Annotated in this window: 15 protein-coding genes; 9 read left to right on the forward strand and 6 right to left on the reverse strand. The window is 74.6% G+C overall.

The window, feature by feature from the left end; all coding sequences use genetic code 11:
* The 3 genes from HCJ92_RS01860 to zapE form a co-directional block, all read right to left on the reverse strand.
* A partial coding sequence (locus tag HCJ92_RS01860) for an MbnB/TglH/ChrH family RiPP precursor modification enzyme (RefSeq protein ID WP_167931587.1) occupies positions 1-891 on the reverse strand: 891 nt, incomplete at its 3' end.
* A 204-nt stretch (positions 892-1,095) separates the two neighbouring features.
* Entirely contained in the window at positions 1,096-2,061 is a 966-nt protein-coding gene (locus HCJ92_RS01865) for a PPK2 family polyphosphate kinase (RefSeq protein ID WP_167931588.1), read from the reverse strand.
* A 114-nt stretch (positions 2,062-2,175) separates the two neighbouring features.
* Positions 2,176-3,225 carry a cell division protein ZapE gene (gene zapE / locus HCJ92_RS01870; protein WP_338053973.1) on the reverse strand — a complete coding sequence of 350 codons (1,050 nt, stop codon included), beginning with the start codon at positions 3,223-3,225 and terminating at the stop codon, positions 2,176-2,178.
* A gap of 195 nt (positions 3,226-3,420) precedes the next feature.
* Here zapE and HCJ92_RS01875 point away from each other — a divergent pair, with 195 nt between their 5' ends.
* The 5 genes from HCJ92_RS01875 to HCJ92_RS01895 all read left to right on the forward strand — a co-directional run bounded on the left by HCJ92_RS01875 (position 3,421) and on the right by HCJ92_RS01895 (position 7,782).
* Positions 3,421-4,224: a pyrimidine reductase family protein gene (locus HCJ92_RS01875; protein WP_167931589.1), complete on the forward strand. Its 804-nt coding sequence runs from the start codon at positions 3,421-3,423 to the stop codon at positions 4,222-4,224.
* A 257-nt stretch (positions 4,225-4,481) separates the two neighbouring features.
* A complete protein-coding gene (locus HCJ92_RS01880; protein WP_167931590.1) occupies positions 4,482-4,949 on the forward strand; it encodes an indole-3-glycerol phosphate synthase in 468 nt (155 codons plus the stop codon).
* Between the two features lie 111 nt (positions 4,950-5,060).
* Positions 5,061-6,467 (forward strand): UDP-N-acetylmuramate--L-alanine ligase, encoded by a 1,407-nt coding sequence (gene murC / locus HCJ92_RS01885; RefSeq protein ID WP_167931591.1) that lies wholly within the window; start codon positions 5,061-5,063, stop codon positions 6,465-6,467.
* Positions 6,468-6,604: 137 nt separating this feature from the next.
* The gene (gene msrB / locus HCJ92_RS01890) at positions 6,605-7,033 is read left to right on the forward strand and encodes a peptide-methionine (R)-S-oxide reductase MsrB (protein WP_167931592.1); all 429 of its coding nucleotides are present in this window, start codon (positions 6,605-6,607) and stop codon (positions 7,031-7,033) included.
* A 5-nt stretch (positions 7,034-7,038) separates the two neighbouring features.
* Positions 7,039-7,782, forward strand: coding sequence for a type 1 glutamine amidotransferase (locus HCJ92_RS01895; protein ID WP_338053969.1), 744 nt, complete (start codon positions 7,039-7,041; stop codon positions 7,780-7,782).
* A gap of 40 nt (positions 7,783-7,822) precedes the next feature.
* On the opposite strand, the gene treZ is transcribed toward HCJ92_RS01895, so the two are convergent.
* Positions 7,823-9,565, reverse strand: coding sequence for a malto-oligosyltrehalose trehalohydrolase (gene treZ / locus HCJ92_RS01900; protein WP_167931639.1), 1,743 nt, complete (start codon positions 9,563-9,565; stop codon positions 7,823-7,825).
* Between the two features lie 198 nt (positions 9,566-9,763).
* On the opposite strand from treZ, the gene HCJ92_RS01905 reads away from it, so the two are divergent.
* Positions 9,764-10,324, forward strand: coding sequence for a DUF1707 and FHA domain-containing protein (locus HCJ92_RS01905; RefSeq protein ID WP_167931593.1), 561 nt, complete (start codon positions 9,764-9,766; stop codon positions 10,322-10,324).
* Between the two features lie 43 nt (positions 10,325-10,367).
* On the opposite strand, the gene HCJ92_RS01910 is transcribed toward HCJ92_RS01905, so the two are convergent.
* A complete protein-coding gene (locus HCJ92_RS01910; protein ID WP_167931594.1) occupies positions 10,368-11,306 on the reverse strand; it encodes a lytic polysaccharide monooxygenase auxiliary activity family 9 protein in 939 nt (312 codons plus the stop codon).
* 473 nt (positions 11,307-11,779) lie between these two features.
* Here HCJ92_RS01910 and HCJ92_RS01915 point away from each other — a divergent pair, with 473 nt between their 5' ends.
* Entirely contained in the window at positions 11,780-12,721 is a 942-nt protein-coding gene (locus HCJ92_RS01915; RefSeq protein WP_167931595.1) for a GNAT family N-acetyltransferase, read from the forward strand.
* 72 nt (positions 12,722-12,793) lie between these two features.
* Here the strand turns inward: HCJ92_RS01915 and treY are convergent, their stop codons facing one another.
* The gene (gene treY / locus HCJ92_RS01920) at positions 12,794-15,298 is read right to left on the reverse strand and encodes a malto-oligosyltrehalose synthase (RefSeq protein ID WP_167931596.1); all 2,505 of its coding nucleotides are present in this window, start codon (positions 15,296-15,298) and stop codon (positions 12,794-12,796) included.
* A 328-nt stretch (positions 15,299-15,626) separates the two neighbouring features.
* Between treY and HCJ92_RS01925 the strand changes: the two genes are divergently transcribed.
* Together HCJ92_RS01925 and HCJ92_RS01930 are read left to right on the forward strand one after the other, a co-directional pair.
* Positions 15,627-16,811 (forward strand): SAV2148 family HEPN domain-containing protein, encoded by a 1,185-nt coding sequence (locus HCJ92_RS01925; RefSeq protein ID WP_167931597.1) that lies wholly within the window; start codon positions 15,627-15,629, stop codon positions 16,809-16,811.
* 160 nt (positions 16,812-16,971) lie between these two features.
* Positions 16,972-18,054: a CDP-alcohol phosphatidyltransferase family protein gene (locus HCJ92_RS01930; RefSeq protein ID WP_245240476.1), complete on the forward strand. Its 1,083-nt coding sequence runs from the start codon at positions 16,972-16,974 to the stop codon at positions 18,052-18,054.
* Positions 18,055-18,121: the final 67 nt, after the last annotated feature.

An 18,121-nucleotide genomic window follows, 5' to 3' on the forward strand; every position in this document is an offset into this window, starting at 1 on the left:
GGTCGCGGTCGCGGCCCGCGCCCGCTCCGGAGCCGCGACGGTGCCGGTCGGCGCGAGCGAGGACCGACCGGTGGCGGCCACGACCGCGCGGATCACCGCCAGTTCCGCCGTCAGCTCCGCCGGCTCGGGGAACGCGTCGTCGCGCTCCAGCAGCACCCCCGGCGGCTCCCGGAGCGCGCAGAGGTCGCCGAGCAGCGCCAGTACCGCCGGCGGCACCGGGTGCGCGTGGGTGTCGTGCCAGAGCCCGTCCCGTTCCACGCCCCCCGCCACGTGCACGTAGGCCAAAGCCTCCAGCGGCAGCTCCGTGAGGGTGGCCGAGGGGTCCCGCCCGTGGTTCACGTGGTCGGTGTGCAGGTTGGCGACATCGATGAGCAGGCGGACACCGGTGCGCTCCACCAGTTCGCCGAGGAACTGCGCCTCCGTCAGCTCGTCGTCGGGCCACGCGACCAGGGTGGCGATGTTCTCCAGTGCCAGCGGCACCGGCAGTGCGTCCTGCGCGATGCGGACGTTCTCGCACAGCACGTCCAGCGCCTCACGGGTGCGGGGGACGGGCAGCAGGTGACCGGCCTCGACCTGCCGGGCACCGGCCACCGGGCCCCCCGCCCGGACGAACGCGATGTGCTCGGTCACCAGCGGCGAACCCAGATCCGCCGCGACGTGCGCGAGGCGGACCAGCCGCGCCGGCGACGGGCGGTCGGCACCGCCCAGCCCCAGGCCGACGCCGTGCGGCACCACCGTCACCCCGCGGTCCCGCAGCGCCCGCAGTGGTTCGGGCACGTGCCCGGGGCAGATGTTCTCCGCGACGACCTCGACCCAGTCGAGGTCCGTCATTCCCGCGATCCCCGAAGCGAGTTCGGGCCGCCAACCGATCCCCGTGCCAAGTGCGACCATGAGATGGTCCCCCTTCCCCCGGCCGACCGGTACCCCGGCGCCGGTGCCCTTGTCATCTCCCGAGGGAGGGCGACGAACCGGACCGGGGCCGAGTTCAGAGCAGAATTTGAGCTTGCGGGGGAACGGACGCCGGGGTCCGTCGCGACGGTTCCCGCGCGGCGCCGGGCTCGCGCGCTCCGCCCCGGGCTCCGCCACGGCCCCGGTTCAGGAGGCGAGCAGCTGGGCGCGGTACCGGTCGGTGTCGAGGTCGACGCGGGGGAAACGGGGGTCGAGCGCGGTCAGGTGCTCGGCGAGCAGCCGGCCCACCGCCCAGTTCCGGTACCACTTGCGATCCGCCGGCACCACGTACCACGGTGCGGCCTCCGTCGAGCAGCGTTCGAGCACCGCCTCGTACGCCTCCCGGTAGGCGGGCCAGAGCGCGCGTTCCGCGACGTCGTCCGGACTGAACTTCCACCGGCGGTCCGGGTCGTCCAGCCGTCGCAGCAGCCGCGCGCGCTGGCGGTCGCGACCGACGTGCAGGAAGACCTTGACCAGGGTGACCCCGTCGGCCGCGAGGCTCGACTCCCAGGCGTTGATCTCGTCGTAGCGCCGTGTCCAGACCGCCGGCGGGACCAGGCCGCGCACGCGGGCGATCAGCACGTCCTCGTAGTGGGACCGGTCGAAGATGGCGATCGCGCCGGCCGGCGGGAGGGCGGCGTCGACCCGCCAGAGGAAGTGGTGGGCCAGCTCCTCGGGCGTCGGGGCCTTGAAGGCGTGCACTCGGCAGCCCGCCGGGTCGAAGGCGCCCACCACGTGCTTGACGGTGCCGCCCTTGCCGGACGTGTCCATCCCCTGGAGCACCAGCAGCACCCGGCGCCGGTCGCCCGCCGTCGCGGCGGCGTGGAGGCGCTCCTGGAGCGACGCCAGCTCTCCCGCGGTGCGTTCCGCGGCCCGGCGGGCGGTGCGCTTGTCGTCCTTCAGCTCGGCCCTGGTCCGCCCGGGGTGTCGGCCGCCGCGCTTCTGCCGGTCGCGGGTGTGCCGCGCGCCGTCCCGGCCCGGCGGGAACCCCGGGGTGGCGCCGGTCGGCAGGGAGGCGAGGTCGACGGGGGCGCCGTGGACCCGCAGCAGGGCCGAGACCGGTCCTGGCGCGGGGTGCCCGCCGGCGGCGGTCTCGGGGTTCCGGGGTGTCATGACGGTGCCTCCGCGCTCGCCGGGCCCGCGGGCGCGGCGGTGCGCCGCCCGTCGGTCACCCCTCGATCATGGCGGCGGCCGACGCGGCCCGCCATCGGAGGGAGGCCCGGCCCCTCAGCTCCCGGTCAGCCGGCCCGCGTCGCGGGCCAGGGAGGTGAGCCGGGAGATCGCGCGGAAGTACTTCTTCCGGTAGCCGCCGTTCAACATCTCCTCGGAGAACAGCCGGTCGAACGGTTCCCCCGAGGCCAGCACCGGCACCTCGCGGTCGTACAGCCGGTCCGCCAGCACCACCAGCCGCAGCGCGGTCGACTGGTCGGGGACCGGGGTCACGCCGGTCAGGCAGACCGCCGAGAGCCCCTCGCACATCGCGCCGTACCGGCTGGGGTGCACCGTGGCGAGATGGCCCAGCAGCGCGGGGAACGCGTCGAGCGAGGCACCGGGCGTGCGGTGGGCGGTGCCGACGACGGTCCGGTCGTCGTGTGGCGCCGGGGCCTCGGGGAGCCCGCGGTGCCGGAAGTCCTGACCGTCGATCCGCGCCGCCCGGAAGTGGGCGGACAGTCCCTGGATCTCCCGCATGAAGTCGGTGGCCGCGAACCGGCCCTCGCCGAGCTTCCCCGGCAGGGTGTTGGAGGTGGCGGCCAGCGCCACCCCAGCCTCCACGAGGCGGCCGAGCAGGCTGGAGACCAGCACGGTGTCACCCGGGTCGTCCAGCTCGAACTCGTCGATGCACAGCAGCCGGTGCCCGGAGAGCGCCGCCACGGCCTGCTGGAACCCCAGCGCGCCCACCAGATGGGTCAGCTCGACGAAGGTCCCGAACGCCTTGCGCTCCGGCGGTGCCGGTGTGGCGTGCCAGAGCGAGGCCAGCAGGTGGGTCTTGCCCACGCCGTAGCCGCCGTCCAGGTACACGCCGCGCGGTCCCTCGGCGACCGCGCGCCTGCGTCGGCGGCGGAAGAGACCGCCGCGCGCCTCACCGGTGGCGCTCGCGCCGCCCAACCCGGCGGCGAACGATCTCAGCAGTTCCACGGCCTCCGTCTGGCTGGGCTGCGACGGGTCGGGGACGTACGTCCCGAACCGCACCGCGTCGAACCTGGGAGGCGGCACCATCTCGGCCACCAGCTGCTCCGCGGGCACCCGGGGTGACCGTTCGCACAGTGCGGTGGGCACCGTGGTGGTGTCGTTCGCGGGGCCGGAGGCGTCGTCGGCCCGGGCGTGGGCGCGCCCGCCGTCGGGCGGAGCGGCGTCGGGCGGAGTGGCGGCGGGGGGCTGGGACGCTGCGCTGGAGGACACGATCGTCCAGTCTAGGGCGCGGTACGCCGGTGCTCGGAGGCCTCACGGGTGCGCTGTGCCACACTGCGCGCCATGAGACGCCTCATCCCCGCCCCCGAGCCCGCGGCCGAGTCCGACGAGGGGCTCTGGGAGCTGTCGGAGATCGCCCGCGCCTACACCCATCCCACCCCGCCGGAGGGGTGGCTGCGCGCCAACATGGTCGCCTCGCTCGACGGGGCGGTGCACCACCAGGGGAGGTCGCAGCCGCTCTCCGGGGAGGCGGACATGCGGATCTTCGGCGTGCTCCGGCAACTCGCGGACGTGGTGCTCGTCGGAGCGCAGACCGTGCGTGCCGAGGGGTACCGGCCGGCCCGTCGCCGGGAGGAGTTCGCCGCCGCCCGGGAGGCCGCGGGGCAGTCGCCCGCGCCTGCCGTGGCGGTGGTCAGCGGTTCGCTCGACCTGGACCTCGACGCCCCGTTGTTCACCGCCCCGCACACCCCGACGCTGCTGCTGACCGGCGCGGAGGCTCCCGCCGACCGGCTGCGGGCGGCGCGCGCGGCCGGGGCGGTGGTGGTGACCGCGGGCGACGGCGTCCGGGTGGACGCGGCGCGGATCAAGCCGGAGCTGGCGCGCCTCGGCCACCGGCGGGTGCTGTGCGAGGGCGGTCCGCGACTGCTCGGGGAGCTGGCCGCCGCCGAATCGGTGGACGAGCTGTGCCTCACGCTCTCGCCGCGGCTGGCGCTGGGGGACGCCGGGCGCATCGCTGCGGGTCCCGCGCTGACGGCACCGACCGACTTCGCCCCGGTGTCCCTCCTGGAGCACGACGGTTTCCTCTTCACCCGCCACGTTCGCGGCGGGGTCCTGCCCGGTGCCGCGGAGGAGACCGGCACGGTCTGACCCGCCCCGTGGAGAGGGGGCTCCGCCCGGTCGGCACCGCCTCCCGGGATCCGTGGCCGGAGGGCGCGGGGCCGGCGTGTCCGCCGGGGCATGGGCGGCGGTGGCGCCCCCGGCGCGCGGAGCGGCGCACAAGAGCGGAAGATCACGTTCCGCATATTCTTGGGTGGGCAGAATCACTGCGCGACCCCGTGCGCCGACGGGGCACGACGGTCCGTGCCGGGCCACGCGGGTCCCGGCCTCGACGAAGGGCACTCACGGTGATCACGACAGTCCTCATGATCGAGAAGGCGATGGTGCCCACCGACGTCGAGCTCGTCACCACTCTCCACGGTGACGACCCCGTCACCTTCGTGGTGCTGATGCAGCCCCGGGGGGACCAGGACCGACTGCTGCGGGCCCTGGACGACGTGGCGCTCGGCGAGTTCGGGCGGGCGGTACGGGAGAACGACGTCCCCGAGGGGCCGGACGCGGTGCCACCGGCCGAACGGGCACTGCGCCACTCGGTCGCGGTGCTGCGGGACGCCGGTGCGGAGGCCGAGGGCCGACTGGTCGCCGACCACCCGCTGGAGGAACTGGCGGAGGTCGTGCGCGAGGTCGCGGCCGACGAGGTCGTCGTGCTGACCGCGCCCCACTACATCGAGGAACTCTTCCACCGGGACTGGGCCTCGCGCGCCCGGCACAAGGTGGGGGTCCCCGTGCTCAAGCTCTTCGCCCATGCCGAGTGACGTGCCGGGGCCGCGCCCGTGCCCCCGGCGCGCGGCGCGGCCCCCACTGCCCCTGGGCACGCGTACACGGTGCGACAATCCACGGGTAGGAATCGACGAGGGAGAACGCGCATGGCAGCAGGCCCGCCCACTTGGGATCGCCCCCACTTCATCGGGGTCGGCGGAGCGGGGATGTCCGGCATCGCGAAGATCCTCAGCCAGCGCGGCACGGCCGTCGCGGGCAGCGACGCCCGGGAGTCCGCCACCGTCCGCGCGTTGCGGGAACTCGGCGCGCGCGTGGCCATCGGGCACGAGGCGGACCACCTCGCCCCGGACGCCAGCTGCGTGGTCGTCTCCAGCGCCATCCGGGACACCAACCCGGAGCTGGCCGCGGCCCGGGAGCGAGGCCTTCCCGTGCTGCACCGCTCCGAGGCGCTCGCCGCCGTGATGGAGGGACGCCGCTCGCTGGCCATCGCGGGCACCCACGGCAAGACCACCACCACCTCGATGCTGGCCGTCGCCCTGCGGACCCTGGGCCTGGAGCCCGGTTACGCCATCGGCGGCGACCTCGACCACCCCGGATCCAACGCGGAGAACGGCGCCGGCGACCTGTTCGTCGCAGAGGCCGACGAGAGCGACCGCAGCTTCCACCGTTACGCCCCCGAGGTCGCCGTCATCCTCAACGCCGAGTTGGACCACCACGCCAACTACGCGTCCATCGAGGAGATCTACGAGTCTTTCGAGACCTTCGTCGGACGGGTCCGCGACGGCGGCACCCTGGTGATCAACGCCGACCACGCCGGTACCCGCGAGCTGGCGGCGCGGGTGGAGGCTGACACCGCCGCCCGGGGTGTGCGGGTGGTCACCTACGGCGCCGCGCCCGACGCGGACGCCCGGGTGCTGAAGGTGGAGCCCAAGGGGCTGACCAGCGAGGTCACCGTCGCCCTCGGGGGCCGGGAGATCGCGTTCACCGTCTCCGTCCCGGGACGCCACTACGCCCACAACGCGGTCGCCGCGCTCGCGGCCGGCGCCGCCGTGGGCGTCCCCGCCGACCAGCTCGCCGCAGCACTCAGCAGCTACACGGGAGTGGCGCGTCGCCTCCAGCTCAAGGGAGAGGCGGGCGGCGTGCGGGTCATCGACTCCTACGCGCACCACCCGACCGAGATGACCGCCGACCTGGAGGCCGTCCGGGACGGTGCCGGGGAGGGCCGCGTCCTGGTGGTCTTCCAGCCGCACCTCTTCAGCCGCACCAAGGAGCTGGGGACGGAGATGGGCCAGGCGCTGGCGCTCGCCGACGACTCGGTGGTCCTGGACATCTACCCGGCGCGGGAGGACCCGATCCCCGGGGTGACCAGCCGGCTGATCATCGAGGCGGCCCTCGCCCACGGCGCGAAGGCGGTACCGGAGCCCGACATGACGGCCGTCGCGCGGCGCATCGCCACCATGGTCGCCCCGGGTGACCTGGTGCTGACGATGGGAGCCGGCGACGTGACCGACCTCGGCCCCGCGATCCTGGCCCGGCTGGCGCAGGCCGGCTGAGCAGTCCCGTCCCGCCGGTCGGTGGCCCGCCGGCCACCGACCGGCGGCGCGGGAATGAAAGGCGGGCCCCGCCCGCTGTCACCACCGGGCCGGCGCGGGCGCGCCGCTCCGGAGACCGAGTTTCGAGGAGCAGGACCATGGGCTACGAGGTCGAGAAGACCGACGCGCAGTGGCGCGAGGAGCTGACCGACGAGGAGTACCGCGTACTGCGGCAGGCGGGCACCGAGCAGGCGTTCACCGGCGAGTACACGGACACCACCCGTGTCGGCGTCTACAACTGCCGCGGCTGCGGCACCGAGCTGTTCCGCTCGGGCACCAAGTTCGAGAGCCACTGCGGCTGGCCCTCGTTCTACGACCCGGCGGACAGCGACGCGGTCGAGACGCGCGCCGACCACTCCATCCCCGGACGCCCGCGTACCGAGGTGCTCTGCGCCACCTGCGGCTCTCACCTCGGGCACGTCTTCGAGGGGGAGGGCTACGACACCCCGACCGACCTGCGGTACTGCATCAACTCGATCGCGGTCCGGCTCGCCCCCGAGGACGGCGGCGCCCCGGCGACGTCCTGACACCCGTGGGCGCCCGACGGACCCCGCTGCCCGTCCTGGTGGTCCAGCACGGACCGCAGGGCGGGCCGCGCCGCGTCGGCACCTGGTTGACCGAGGCCGGGCTGGAGCTCCGGGTGGCCCACGGGTACTCGGGCGACGCGGTGCCGGAGCGGCCCGGGGACCACGCCGCCGTGGTGGTGCTGGGCGGTGGCTACCTGCCCGACGACGACCGGCGCGCGCCGTGGCTCGCTCCGACACGGCGGCTCGTCCGGGCCGCGCTGGACACCGGGGTCCCGGTGCTCGGCATCTGCCTCGGCGGCCAACTGCTCGCGCACGTCGCCGGGGGCACGGTGGAGGGAGCCGCGGGCGAGCCCGAGTTCGGCTCCACCCCGCTCACACTGCGGCCCGAGGCCGATGACGACCCGCTGTTCCGCGGCCTGCCCGACGAGGTGACCGCGATCGAGCGGCACGTCGACAGGATCTCGGTACTGCCGCCCGGCGCCCACTGGCTGGTCGAGAGCCGGGCCTGCCCCCACCAGGCGTTCCGCGTCGGCGACTCCGCCTGGGGCACCCAGTTCCACCCCGAGGTCGCCGCCGACCGGCTGGCGGAGTGGGACCCAGAGCCGCTGCGGCGCCGGGGGCTTGACCCCGCCGAGCTCGTCCGCCGCGCCGCCGAGGCGGAGCCCGCGGCCGAGGCCGTCTGGCGGACGGTGACCCGGCGGTTCGCGCGCGTGGTCGCGGAGACGGCCGAGGTCGGCAGCGGGCGCTGACGGCCCCGGTCCCCGACCGGTTACCGGCGCCCCGGCGCCATCAGCCGCCGACGAGACGCAGCACCGCCACCGAACGGGCCGGCAGCGCCACCCCCGCCGGCCCGGGTGCGGCCACCGCGGCGCCCGGAGGGGTCGCCAGCAGCTCGCACCGCCCGGGGGGCAGCGGTGCCGTCGTGGTGGTGTCGGAGAGGTTCACGGCGACGATCAGCGGTCCGGAGGACACCACGAGCAGCCGCCGCGCCTCGTCCGCGGTCGCGCTCACCTCGCGCAGCGTCAGCTCCGGCGGCAGGTGGGCACCGCGCAGCGCGATCAGAGCTCGGCACCACTGCCAGAGCGCGTCGTCCTGCGGACGTCGCGGCCACCGCAGCACCGACCGCTCCCGGGTGGCCGGGTCCTGCGGGTCGGGCACCTCGTCGGGCTCCCAGCCGTGCGCCGCGAACTCCCGGCGCCGCCCCTCGCGGACGGCCGACGCCAGTTCGGGGTCCGGGTGGTCGGTGAAGTACTGCCACGGGGTCTGGGCTCCCCACTCCTCGCCCATGAACAGCATGGGCGTGAACGGGCCGCACAGCACCAGTGCGGCGGCGCAGAACAGCAGGGAACGGTCCACCCCCGACGCCAGCCGGTCGCCGAGCGCCCGGTTGCCCACCTGGTCGTGGGTCTGGGCGTAGCCCACGAGCCGGGCGGCGGGCAGCTCCCGCGACAGCGGCGCGCCGTGGTTGCGGTCGCGGAACGAGGAGTGGCCCCCGTCGTGGAAGAAGCCCCGGGCGCAGACGCCGGCCAGCGCGGTGAGCGGGGCGCGGGCGAAGTCCGCGTAGTACCCCTGTGCCTCGCCGGTCAGCGCGGTGTGCAGGCAGTGGTGGAAGTCGTCGTTCCACTGCGCGTGCAGCCCCAGGCCGTGTGCGCTCCGCGGGGCGGTGGTCCGCGGGTCGTTGAGGTCGGACTCCGCGATCAGGAAGAGCGGCCGGCCGGTGGCCTGCGCCAGCGCGTCCACCGAGGCCGACAGCTCAGCCAGGAAGTGGCGGGCGCGGGTGTCGGAGAGCGCGTGCACGGCGTCCAGCCGTAGGCCGTCGAGGCGGTACTCCCGCAGCAGCGCCAGCGCGCTGCCGGCGAAGTAGGCGCGGACCTCGTCGCTGCCGGGACCGTCGAGGTTGACGGCCTCGCCCCACGGCGTGCGCGTGCGGTCGGTGAAGTACGGGCCGAACTCGGAGAGGAAGTTCCCCGAGGGCCCGAGGTGGTTGTGGACGACGTCGAGGACCACGCCGAGGCCGGCGCCGTGCGCCGCGTCCACGAAACGACGCAACGCGGCCGGCCCGCCGTACGGCTCGTGGACCGCCCACGGCGCGACGCCGTCGTACCCCCAGCCGTGCCGGCCGGGGAACGGGGAGAGCGGCATCAGCTCGACGTGGCTGACACCCAGCTCGGCCAGGAGGGGGAGCCGCTCGGCGGCGGCGTCCAGCGTGCCCGCGTCGGTGAACGTGCCCACGTGCAGTTCGTAGAGGACGGCGCCCGCGAGGCCGCGTCCGGCCCAGGGGTGCTCCCAGCGGTGGGTCGTGTGGTCCACCACCGCGGCGAGGTCGCCCGGCCCGTCCGGCAGGCGCCGGGCGCGCGGGTCGGGTCTCACCGGCCCGCCGTCGAGCCGGAACCCGTAGCGGGCGCCGTCCGCCGCTTCGGCGGCGCTGCGCCACCAGCCGGGGCGTGCCGGGTCGGGGGCCATGGTCCGGGTCGCGTCGTCCAGCAGGAGCGCGACCTCGTGTGCGTGGGGTGCCCACACCTCGAAGAGCATGAGGACCATGGTCGGCCCCCGCGCCGCCGGGGGCCAGACCATCGCCCGGCGTGTGGCGGGCGCGTGGTCGGGGAGCGGTCGCGGACGGGTGTGCGGCAACCTCGCTCGTGCACGCCGGTGTCGGTGGGGCGACCCTGTTACAGAACTGTCGCGGGGAACCGGCCGGTTCGTCTCGGGAGCTGCCCGAGAATGATCCGCATGACCTCCGCCGATGAGACCACGGCCCTCGCCGTGCAGGACACCGACCGGGTTCAGGCCCTGACCGCGCTGCGGGAAGGCGTCGCCCGTCGGAAGGTGTCGCACGACACCTTCCAGCGCCGTATGGAGATCGTCGTCACCGCGGAGGAGGTGTCCGAGCTCTTCGCCGCGACGGCCGACCTGCCGGGGCGCCGGCCCCGCGGTCGCATGGTCCGTACCGTCGGCCGCGCCTCCGCCTTCCACCAGCGGGTGCGCCGGGCGTGGGACTCCGAGCGACTGCCCCGACTGGTCCTCCCCGCCCCGGGGCGGCACCCCATCTCCGTGGGTCGCGCCCCCGGTTCGGTGCTGCGCATCAGCGACCCCTCCGTCAGCCGCTTCCACGCGCAGCTCAAGGGCGTGGGGGAGACGTGGACCGTGCGGGACGTCGGTTCCGCCAACGGCACCTGGGTCAACGGGGCGCGCGTCATGGGCGCCGCGACCCTGGCGCCGGGGGACACACTGCGCTTCGGGAGCGTCGGGTACCTCGTGGCGGAGCCGGGGTCGGGTTCCGTCGAACGGTGAGGCCCGCCCCGCCGAGGGCGACGGGGCGGGCCTGCCGCCGCCGTCAGCGGGTGGACCAGACCCCGCCGATGAGCGCGCCGAGTGTCTGGCCGGCCTCGCCGAGCGCGTTGCCGGGACCGAACCAGTCGGCCGTGGAGTTGACCGGCACGCTGTGCGACGCGTGGGTGGCGCTGCCGTGGGACCCGTGGTGGGCGTGGTCGCCCAGGTCGGGTACGGCCGAGTGGGCCTCCGCCACCTCGGCCGACGCCCCGGTACTGCCGCCGGGCACCGTGACCTCCCCGTTCCCGCCGTCGAACACCACGTCGGAGCAGCTGTAGAAGGTCTCGGGGCTGTCCGACCGCTCCCACACGGTGTAGATGAGGTGTCGGCCCACCTTGTCGTCGGGCAGCGTGGAGGTCCAGTAGTACTCGTCGTCGATGGACCCGATGCCCGTCCACGGCGGGTCGTCGACCGACGCGAAGGGCTCGTCCTCGATGTCGTCCCAGGTCAACGGTTGTGAGGGGTCGAAACCGTCCTTCGTGACGTACATGTGGAAGCTGCCCGGGTGGTGCGCCCAGACGTTGTAGCTGAAGCGGTAGTCGTCGCCGGCGGTCACGTGCGTGTAGGGCCAGTCGTTCCGCGGCAGGTCGAAGCCGGAGAAGTCGAAGGCGCCCGAGCCACCGCTGCACAGCTGGCCGTCGGGGATGAAGCCGGCGGTGCGGCCCTGGCCGTTGGACTGGAGCACGGCGAACCAGTTGTAGTAGGCGTTGGCTCCGCCCTGCGCGAGGGCCGCGGCGCACGCCGGGTTGCTCGGGCTGATCTGTCCGGTGTTGTCGATGCTGTGGACGTAGCAGAGGTAGGTGCGGCTGCCCGGGTCCATCGGGGCACCGTGCGCGGCGGCGGTGCCACCGGTCATCATGACCATCGCCATGGCGGGCAGGGCCGCCGCGGCGGCGACCAGGGCGGTCTTCTTCGACGGACGTCGCTTCGAACGGTCCTGCATGGCGGACACGTCCCTTCGTGAGACAGCGTGTGGGGGGTGGGAACGCAATGGGAGCGCTCCCATTGCCGAGAAGGTAACGGGGTGTTACATGCACGTAAAGGCATCGCGCACCGCCTCCCCGTCGCACCCGGCCGCTTTCGGACAGCCGTGGAACGCCGCCCGTCTGCTCGTGCTCCGCCGCCACCGGCGACGGAAGGCACGGCGAGCCCGGCGGCGCCGGCTGCGGCGGTCCGCACCTTGGCCCGATGCCGGTGTGCCCGGCGGCCGACAGCGCACGACCGCCCGGAGAAAGCCCGTTGCGCGCCGGTGGCCGATCGCGTACTACTGGGCTCGCGCCGCCCGACGGGGGCGAGCCACGACGACGGAAGGAGGAGCGAGCGATGCTTTCCGCGATCCACCCGCCCGCGTCCTCCCGGGGTACGGAAACCCTCTGACCCCGGAGCGGCCGGGCGCCCACACCGAACGGTGCCCACGTGAACCAGCACGACCTGACCCTGCGTCCGATCACCGGCCGCGAGGAACTCTCCCTCTTCACCCGACTCCCCTACGCCCTGAACTCAGAGATCGCCGGCGACCTCGACTCCGGGCGGCGCCGTCCGGGCTGGCTGTGGGTGGCCGTCCGGGGCGACCGCCTCCTGGCCCGCGCCGGGTGGTGGAGCCGGCCCGGGGCGGCGAACCCGCTCATCCTCGACGTGCTCGACATCGACGGGAGCCTGCCCCGGAGCGAGCGCCTGGACATCGGCGAGCGGCTGCTGCGCGCCGCGACCGCCGCCGTGGTGGAGCCCGGGGAACGTCTGCCCATGTACAGCAGGTTCGTCCCTGCCGACTGGCGCGAGGACCCGGATGCCCGCCCGGTCGTCGAGGACCTCGACGACGTGGTGCGGCGGACCGGCGGACGGCCGTTCGTGGAACGGCTCCGCCTGGAGCGGGGCCCCCTCGCACCGCCGCCGCCGACCGGCCGACTCGCCTTCCGGGAGCCGCGCGGCCCCGAGGAGCTGATCGACCTGATGACGGACGTCCTGCCCGGGACCCTCGACGCGCACAGCCGCGACGACCTGACCAGGATGCCCGCCCGACGCGTGGCCGCCGCACATTACGAGGAGGAGATCGCCCGCTTCACCACTCCGCGGTCCTGGTGGCGCGTCGCCACGCTGCCCGACGGTGAACCGGTCGGCTTCGTCGTGCCCGCCCACAACGGGTACAACCCGATCATCGCCTACCTCGCGGTGCTGCCGGCCCATCGTGGCCGGGGGTACATCGACGACGTCCTGGCCGAGGGGACCCGCGTCCTGGCGGAGCAGGACGTCCCGCGCATCCGCGCCTCGACCGACCTGGGCAACACCCCCATGGCCGCCGCGTTCCGGCGCGCGGGCTACCGGGAGATCGAACGCGAGATCAACATGACCTGGCAGTGAGGCCGGGGGTGGTGCCCGGCAGGGGCGGGGTGGCGTCCGTGCCCGGCGCCACCCCGCGTCCGCCCGCCGGCCTCAGCCGGTGCGCACCAGCAGCGCCACCGGTGCCCCGGCCAGCAGCTCCGCCACCGGTACGCCCTCGCCCGCTTCCGTGACGGTGAGGACCCGGCCGGTCGACCGGTCCGTCCACACCCCCGGTGGCACGGCGAGTGCCGTGTCCTGCCAGCCGTCCCGACCGTCGACGCCGCGCGCCAGTCGGGTGACGACCGTCAGCACCCGGCCTGCCCGTGTGAAGGCGAGGCAGTGCGAACCGAGCGGGCCGTCGGCGGTCACCGCGCGATACTCCCCGTCCGGCCCGAACCAGGCCGGGTGGTCGCGCCGCAGTCGCAGCGCAACCGCCGTCAGCCGCAGCTTCTCCGTCGCCAGGTCGACGGGGTCGCCGGGCTCCTCACGCGGTGGCGCCGCGCCGTCGTCCCCCGGGACCGGCGCCACGGCGCGCAGCGCGGCCTCGGGGAACGCCACCGGACGCCGGTTGTCGGGGTCCACCAGTGCGGGCGCGAGCGTCTCGGTGCCCTGGTAGAGGTCGGGGACGCCCGGCATCGTCAGCTGGAGCAGGGTCTGGGCGAGGGTGACCGCGCGCGTCGACTCCGCCAGCTCCTCACGGAGCGCGGACAGCAGCGGCGCGGCGGCGCCACAGGGCCCCGCCTTGACGAACTGTGCCAGTGCCCGCTCGTACGCGGCGTCGGGTTCGGTCCAGCCGGTGTGGAGCGCCGCCTCCCGGGCCGACTTCAGAGCCGCGCCGCCCAGCCGCTCCGGGTCGGGGACGCCCAGTCCCAGCGCGTTCTGCCACACGCCCCATGCCAGGTGGGCGTCGGGCGGGCGGGTCCCCGCGCGCTCCGCCTCCTCCGCCAGCGCGGGCAGGGCGCGCGCCCACAGGTCGGGGTGCTCGGCGAGTGCCAGCAGCACGGCCCGGACGTCGGCGCTGCGCTTGGTGTCGTGCGTCGAGACCACCGTGCCCGTGCCCGGCCAGTCCCGCTGCCGCCGCTCGCAGAAGTCGTGGAAGACGTCCGGCGCCACCGCGGGGCCGCCCGGTTCCCCTCCCACCTCGCAGGCCGAGAGCAGCGGCGTCCAGCGGTAGAAGGCGAGGTCCTCGACCGCCTTGGCGCGCAGCGCCGCCGACGTCTGCGCGAACCGGGCGCGGAAGTCCTCCCGGTCGGCGCCCGACCCCAGCCGCCCCAGGGCGAGTTCCCGCACGGCGACGACGGCGTCGCTCTCCGCGGGTACGCCGAACGCCGTGCGCGCCCGCTCGGCGGCGCTCCGCAGCATCGCCTCGTCCGCCGGGGTCGCCGGACCGTCGGCCGGTACGTAGGGGCGGTAGACGGGCAGCGCCGCGAGCGTCTCCTCGATCGCCGTCCGCAGCGCCCAGGGAGCGTGGTCGCGGAACCGCTGCGAGGGGTCGGCGGCACAGACGCGGCCGGCGGCCCGCGTCAGCCGGGTCACCTCCGCCGCCAGGTCGTGGCGGACCACGCGTGCGGTGGCACGGCGGACGGTCGCCTCCCACTCGCCGCCGAGGTCGGGTTCCGCGCCGGTCCACGCCCGGTACTGCTCGGTGAGACCGGCGAGGCCGCGACCGTCGGTCAGCACACCGTCGATGTGGTGCAGTGCGTCGTAACCGGTGGTGCCGGCCACCCGCCAGTCCAGCGGAAGTCGTTCACCGCGGCCGAGGATCTTCTCCGCCACGGTCCAGACGCCGCCTGTTCGCTCGGAGAGCCGCCGGAAGTAGCCCGCGGGGTCGGCCAGCCCGTCGGGGTGGTCCACGCGGAGGCCGCCGATCACGCCTTCCGCCACCAGCCGCAGTACCGTGCGGTGCGTCGCCTCGAACACCTCGGGGTCCTCGACGCGCAGGGCGATCAGCTCGTTCACGGTGAAGAAGCGCCGGTAGTTGAGTTCGGTGCGGGCCAGCCGCCACCAGGCGAGCCGGTAGTGCTGGGCCTCCAGCAACCGGGGAAGCGGCAGGTCGGCGGTGCCCTCGCACAGCGGCAGCCTGAGGTGGTCCCCGAGGCGCAACTCGCCGTCGGCGACGCGGAACGATTCCGTCTCCGCCCCGACCGGGCCACCGAGCACCGGCAGCAGCAGCCGCCCGCCGCCCGCCTCCCAGTCGATGTCGAACCAGCGCGCGTGGCGCGAGCCGCGGCCGTGCAGCAGGACGTCCCACAGCGGGTCACCGGGGGCGGCGGGGGAGGGGACGGCCATGTGGTTGGGAACGAGGTCGGCGACCAGCGCCATGCCGTGGGCGGCGGCGGTGCGCGCCAGCGAGCGGAGCCCGTCCTCGCCGCCCAGCTCCGGACGCACCAGGTCGTGGCGTGTGACGTCGTAGCCGTGGGCCGACCCGGCCGCCGATTCCAGCAGCGGGGAGAGGTGCAGGTGCGAGACGCCGAGCCGCGCCAGATGGGGTACGAGCTGCTCCGCCGCCGAGAACGGGAACTCGGGGCGAAGCTGCAGTCGATAGGTGGCGGTGGGCACGGCAGGAGGCGGTGCCGTGCGTGCGCCGGGAGCCGGCGCCGCGGAGGTCGGGGTCATGGAGGGCCGCCTTTCGCGGTGAAGAGGGACAGCGCGGTGAAGTGGGACAGCGCGGTGAAGTGGGACAGCGCGGTGTCGGAGGACGGCAGGGCGGTGCGGACGGCGCTGCGGCGGGGAAGGACACAGGGCGGGCGCTGATACCGCTCCGGGCTCAGGGACGCGGGCCACCCGGCGCGTGTCGTGGCCCTCGCTCCCGCGCATGGGCTGCGGTCCGAGCCGTGCCCGCAGTACGCTTTCTTGATCCATCGGAGTGGGACGAAGGGGGTGCGGCGGGGTGGGAGCTTCGGGGCGCGAGCTCCCGCCGGGCGCGGCTGCGTTCACCCCGGGCATGGTGTCGGCCACCGCGATGCCGCTGCCGCGCCCGGTGGAGATCGGTGCGGACCTCAGCTGGAGCTCGGCCGACTGGGCGGAGGTCCGGGTGAGGGTCGAGCGCGCCGGCCGTGCCTACGTCTGGCTGAACCTCGTCGAACAGCGGCTGCGGGCCGTGGTGGGTGCCGTCCTGCGCCCGGTGTACGAGCCGGTCCACGGCGAGGAGTGGGAGGTCGCGGCGGCCGGACCCACCGGGCAGGAATGGGTGCAGCGGGCGGCGGCGCTGCGCGAGGTGAGTCGCCGCAAGGGGCACGTGCTGGACCCGGCCGACGACACGGTGCTCGCCTTCCTGACCCTCCCGCAGCTGCGGGAGCTGATGGTGCAGCACTGGCCCTGCTTCTCGCCGTACCTGGACAGCAGGCGGGAACTGGAACTGACACTGGACGAGCTGGAGTCCGCGCGCAGCGCGGTGGCGCGCAACCGCGGCCTCAGCGCGCACGTGCTGGACCAGGCTGAACGAGGCTGCGGGCGGCTGCTGCGCATGCTGGCCGCCACCGGGACCGAACGGCCGGCGGAACGGCTGCCCGCCGACGCGGTGGAGCAGCTCGTCGGCGACCGCTTCACCGATGTCGCGGCGGTGCACGCCGACCGCGCGCGGTTGCAGCGCCGGGTCCCGCCGGAGGAACTGTTCGCCGGAGCACGCCGACTGGACGCCGTCGGCACGGGCCTGGGGCTGCTGGTGCAGAACTACCCCGGCAGAAGGCTGCAGCGGCTCGCCGACTCCGGCTGCCGGATCCGCCTGCTCTTCCTCAACCCGGCCGGCGGCACCATGCGGCGCCGGGAACGCGAGCTGGGCCTGAAGCGGGGGGAGCTGAGCCGGGCGGTGGAGACCAGCATCCTTCATGTACGCAGAGTACGCAGCCGAGTGCGGGATGCGAAGGCTTTCCGTATTCAGGTGTTCGACGAGATCCCCCGGTTCAGCGCATATTTCGTGGACTCGGACGGCCCCGACGGGGTCGCCGTGGTCCAGCCGTACCTCGGTCGCAGCCGGGGGATGGAGTCGCCGGCGGTCGTCCTGCGGCGCGCCCCGCGAGAAGCGGTCACCGGGCTGGTGCCGGGAGGCGAGGGCCCGGAACCGGGCCTCTACGACACCTATATGGAGGACTTCGAGTGGCTGTGGGAGGAATCGCGCCCGGTGTCGTGAGCGAGAGGCCCCCGGGACGGGTGGGGCGCCGCAGTTCAGGCAGGTGAGCGCATACGAGGGAACCCGTGATCCTCACTTGCCATTTGGGTGGCTCGCCTCATAGCGTCGGCCGGGCCCGCTCGCCCCCCGGAAGCAGACGATGCGCCAAGACATCCCCCCTATGACGTCCGTCCGCCAGATCACGCAGAAGAAGCGTGACGCCTGGTGGACCGTACTGCTCGTGGACCCCGTCGCCACCCCGCTGGTCCGCTGGACCGCGGTCTGGACGAGGCTCACCCCCAACCAGATCACCTGGATGGCGCTCTTCCTCGGCCTCGGAGCCGCCGCCTGTTTCGCCATGGGCAGCTGGACCTGGCTGTTGGTCGGGGCGCTGCTGTACCACCTCAGCTTCGTCCTGGACTGCATGGACGGCAAGCTCGCCCGGCTGACCGGCACCGGCTCCGTCTTCGGGGCCTGGCTGGACTACGTCTTCGACCGGATCCGCGTGCTGGCCTGCGCCGTCGCGCTGATGGGCGGTCAGTACGCCCGCACCGGCGAGGTCGTGTACATCTGGCTCGCGCTGGCCGTCGTCTTCCTCGACATGCTGCGGTACATCGACGCGTTGCAGATCTTCAAGGTCCGCCACGAGATGCGCAAGCAGATCAAGGCGCGTGCCGAACGCGCCGCCGAGGCGGACAACGCCATAGAGCTCGCCTTCATGGAGGACCTGCTCCGAGACAACCCCGAGGCGGACACCGAGCTCGACGACGCGCAGCGTCGCGGTGCCCGCACCGGCGAGGTCCCCACGGTCGTCTCGGCGCCGGACACCCCCGACGCCGGGGCGGGCGTCCCCGCGCAGCGCGCCGGCCGAGCCCCTGCCGGCCGCTCCGTGGTCGACCTGCACCGGGAGTTCCGGAGCCGGTTCCCCTGGTACCTGCGCGCCCGCTCGTTCCTGCTGCGGCACCGCGTCCGCACCCACCTGGTCAGCGGTATCGAGTTCCAGATGGCCGTCTTCATCGTCGCGCCGCTGTTCAATGCGATCATCCCGGTGACCATCGTGGCCGGCGCGCTGCTGCTGGTCTTCGAACTCGCCATCATCTACAAGCTGCAGCTCTCGACGCGGGACTTCGCGCGGACGATAGCGGACTTCGACGCCCAGGAACGCCGGCGGCTCTCCCGTGAGGAGCAGGAGGCCGGCGACCGCACGGACGAGCAGGCGTCCGGCGAGGCGGCCCGTGCGCAGGAGGAGGCCGGCTCCCGCTGACCTGCCGGTGGCCGGACCACTGTGGCGGGGGGGGGGGGGGGGGGGGGGGGGGGGGGGGGGGGGGGGG

It is taken from the genome of Streptomyces spiramenti (genome assembly GCF_012034385.1).
Taxonomy (GTDB): Bacteria; Actinomycetota; Actinomycetes; order Streptomycetales; family Streptomycetaceae; genus Streptomyces; species Streptomyces spiramenti.

Coding starts and splice junctions, on each gene's coding strand:
- HCJ92_RS01865 (WP_167931588.1), bottom strand. CDS start 2,061: ATGACACCCCGGAACCCCGAGACCGCCGCCGGCGGGCACCCCGCGCCA.
- HCJ92_RS01875 (WP_167931589.1), top strand. CDS start 3,421: ATGAGACGCCTCATCCCCGCCCCCGAGCCCGCGGCCGAGTCCGACGAG.
- murC (WP_167931591.1), top strand. CDS start 5,061: ATGGCAGCAGGCCCGCCCACTTGGGATCGCCCCCACTTCATCGGGGTC.
- msrB (WP_167931592.1), top strand. CDS start 6,605: ATGGGCTACGAGGTCGAGAAGACCGACGCGCAGTGGCGCGAGGAGCTG.
- treZ (WP_167931639.1), bottom strand. CDS start 9,565: ATGCTCTTCGAGGTGTGGGCACCCCACGCACACGAGGTCGCGCTCCTG.
- HCJ92_RS01905 (WP_167931593.1), top strand. CDS start 9,764: ATGACCTCCGCCGATGAGACCACGGCCCTCGCCGTGCAGGACACCGAC.
- HCJ92_RS01910 (WP_167931594.1), bottom strand. CDS start 11,306: ATGCAGGACCGTTCGAAGCGACGTCCGTCGAAGAAGACCGCCCTGGTC.
- treY (WP_167931596.1), bottom strand. CDS start 15,298: ATGACCCCGACCTCCGCGGCGCCGGCTCCCGGCGCACGCACGGCACCG.
- HCJ92_RS01925 (WP_167931597.1), top strand. CDS start 15,627: ATGGTGTCGGCCACCGCGATGCCGCTGCCGCGCCCGGTGGAGATCGGT.
- HCJ92_RS01930 (WP_245240476.1), top strand. CDS start 16,972: ATGACGTCCGTCCGCCAGATCACGCAGAAGAAGCGTGACGCCTGGTGG.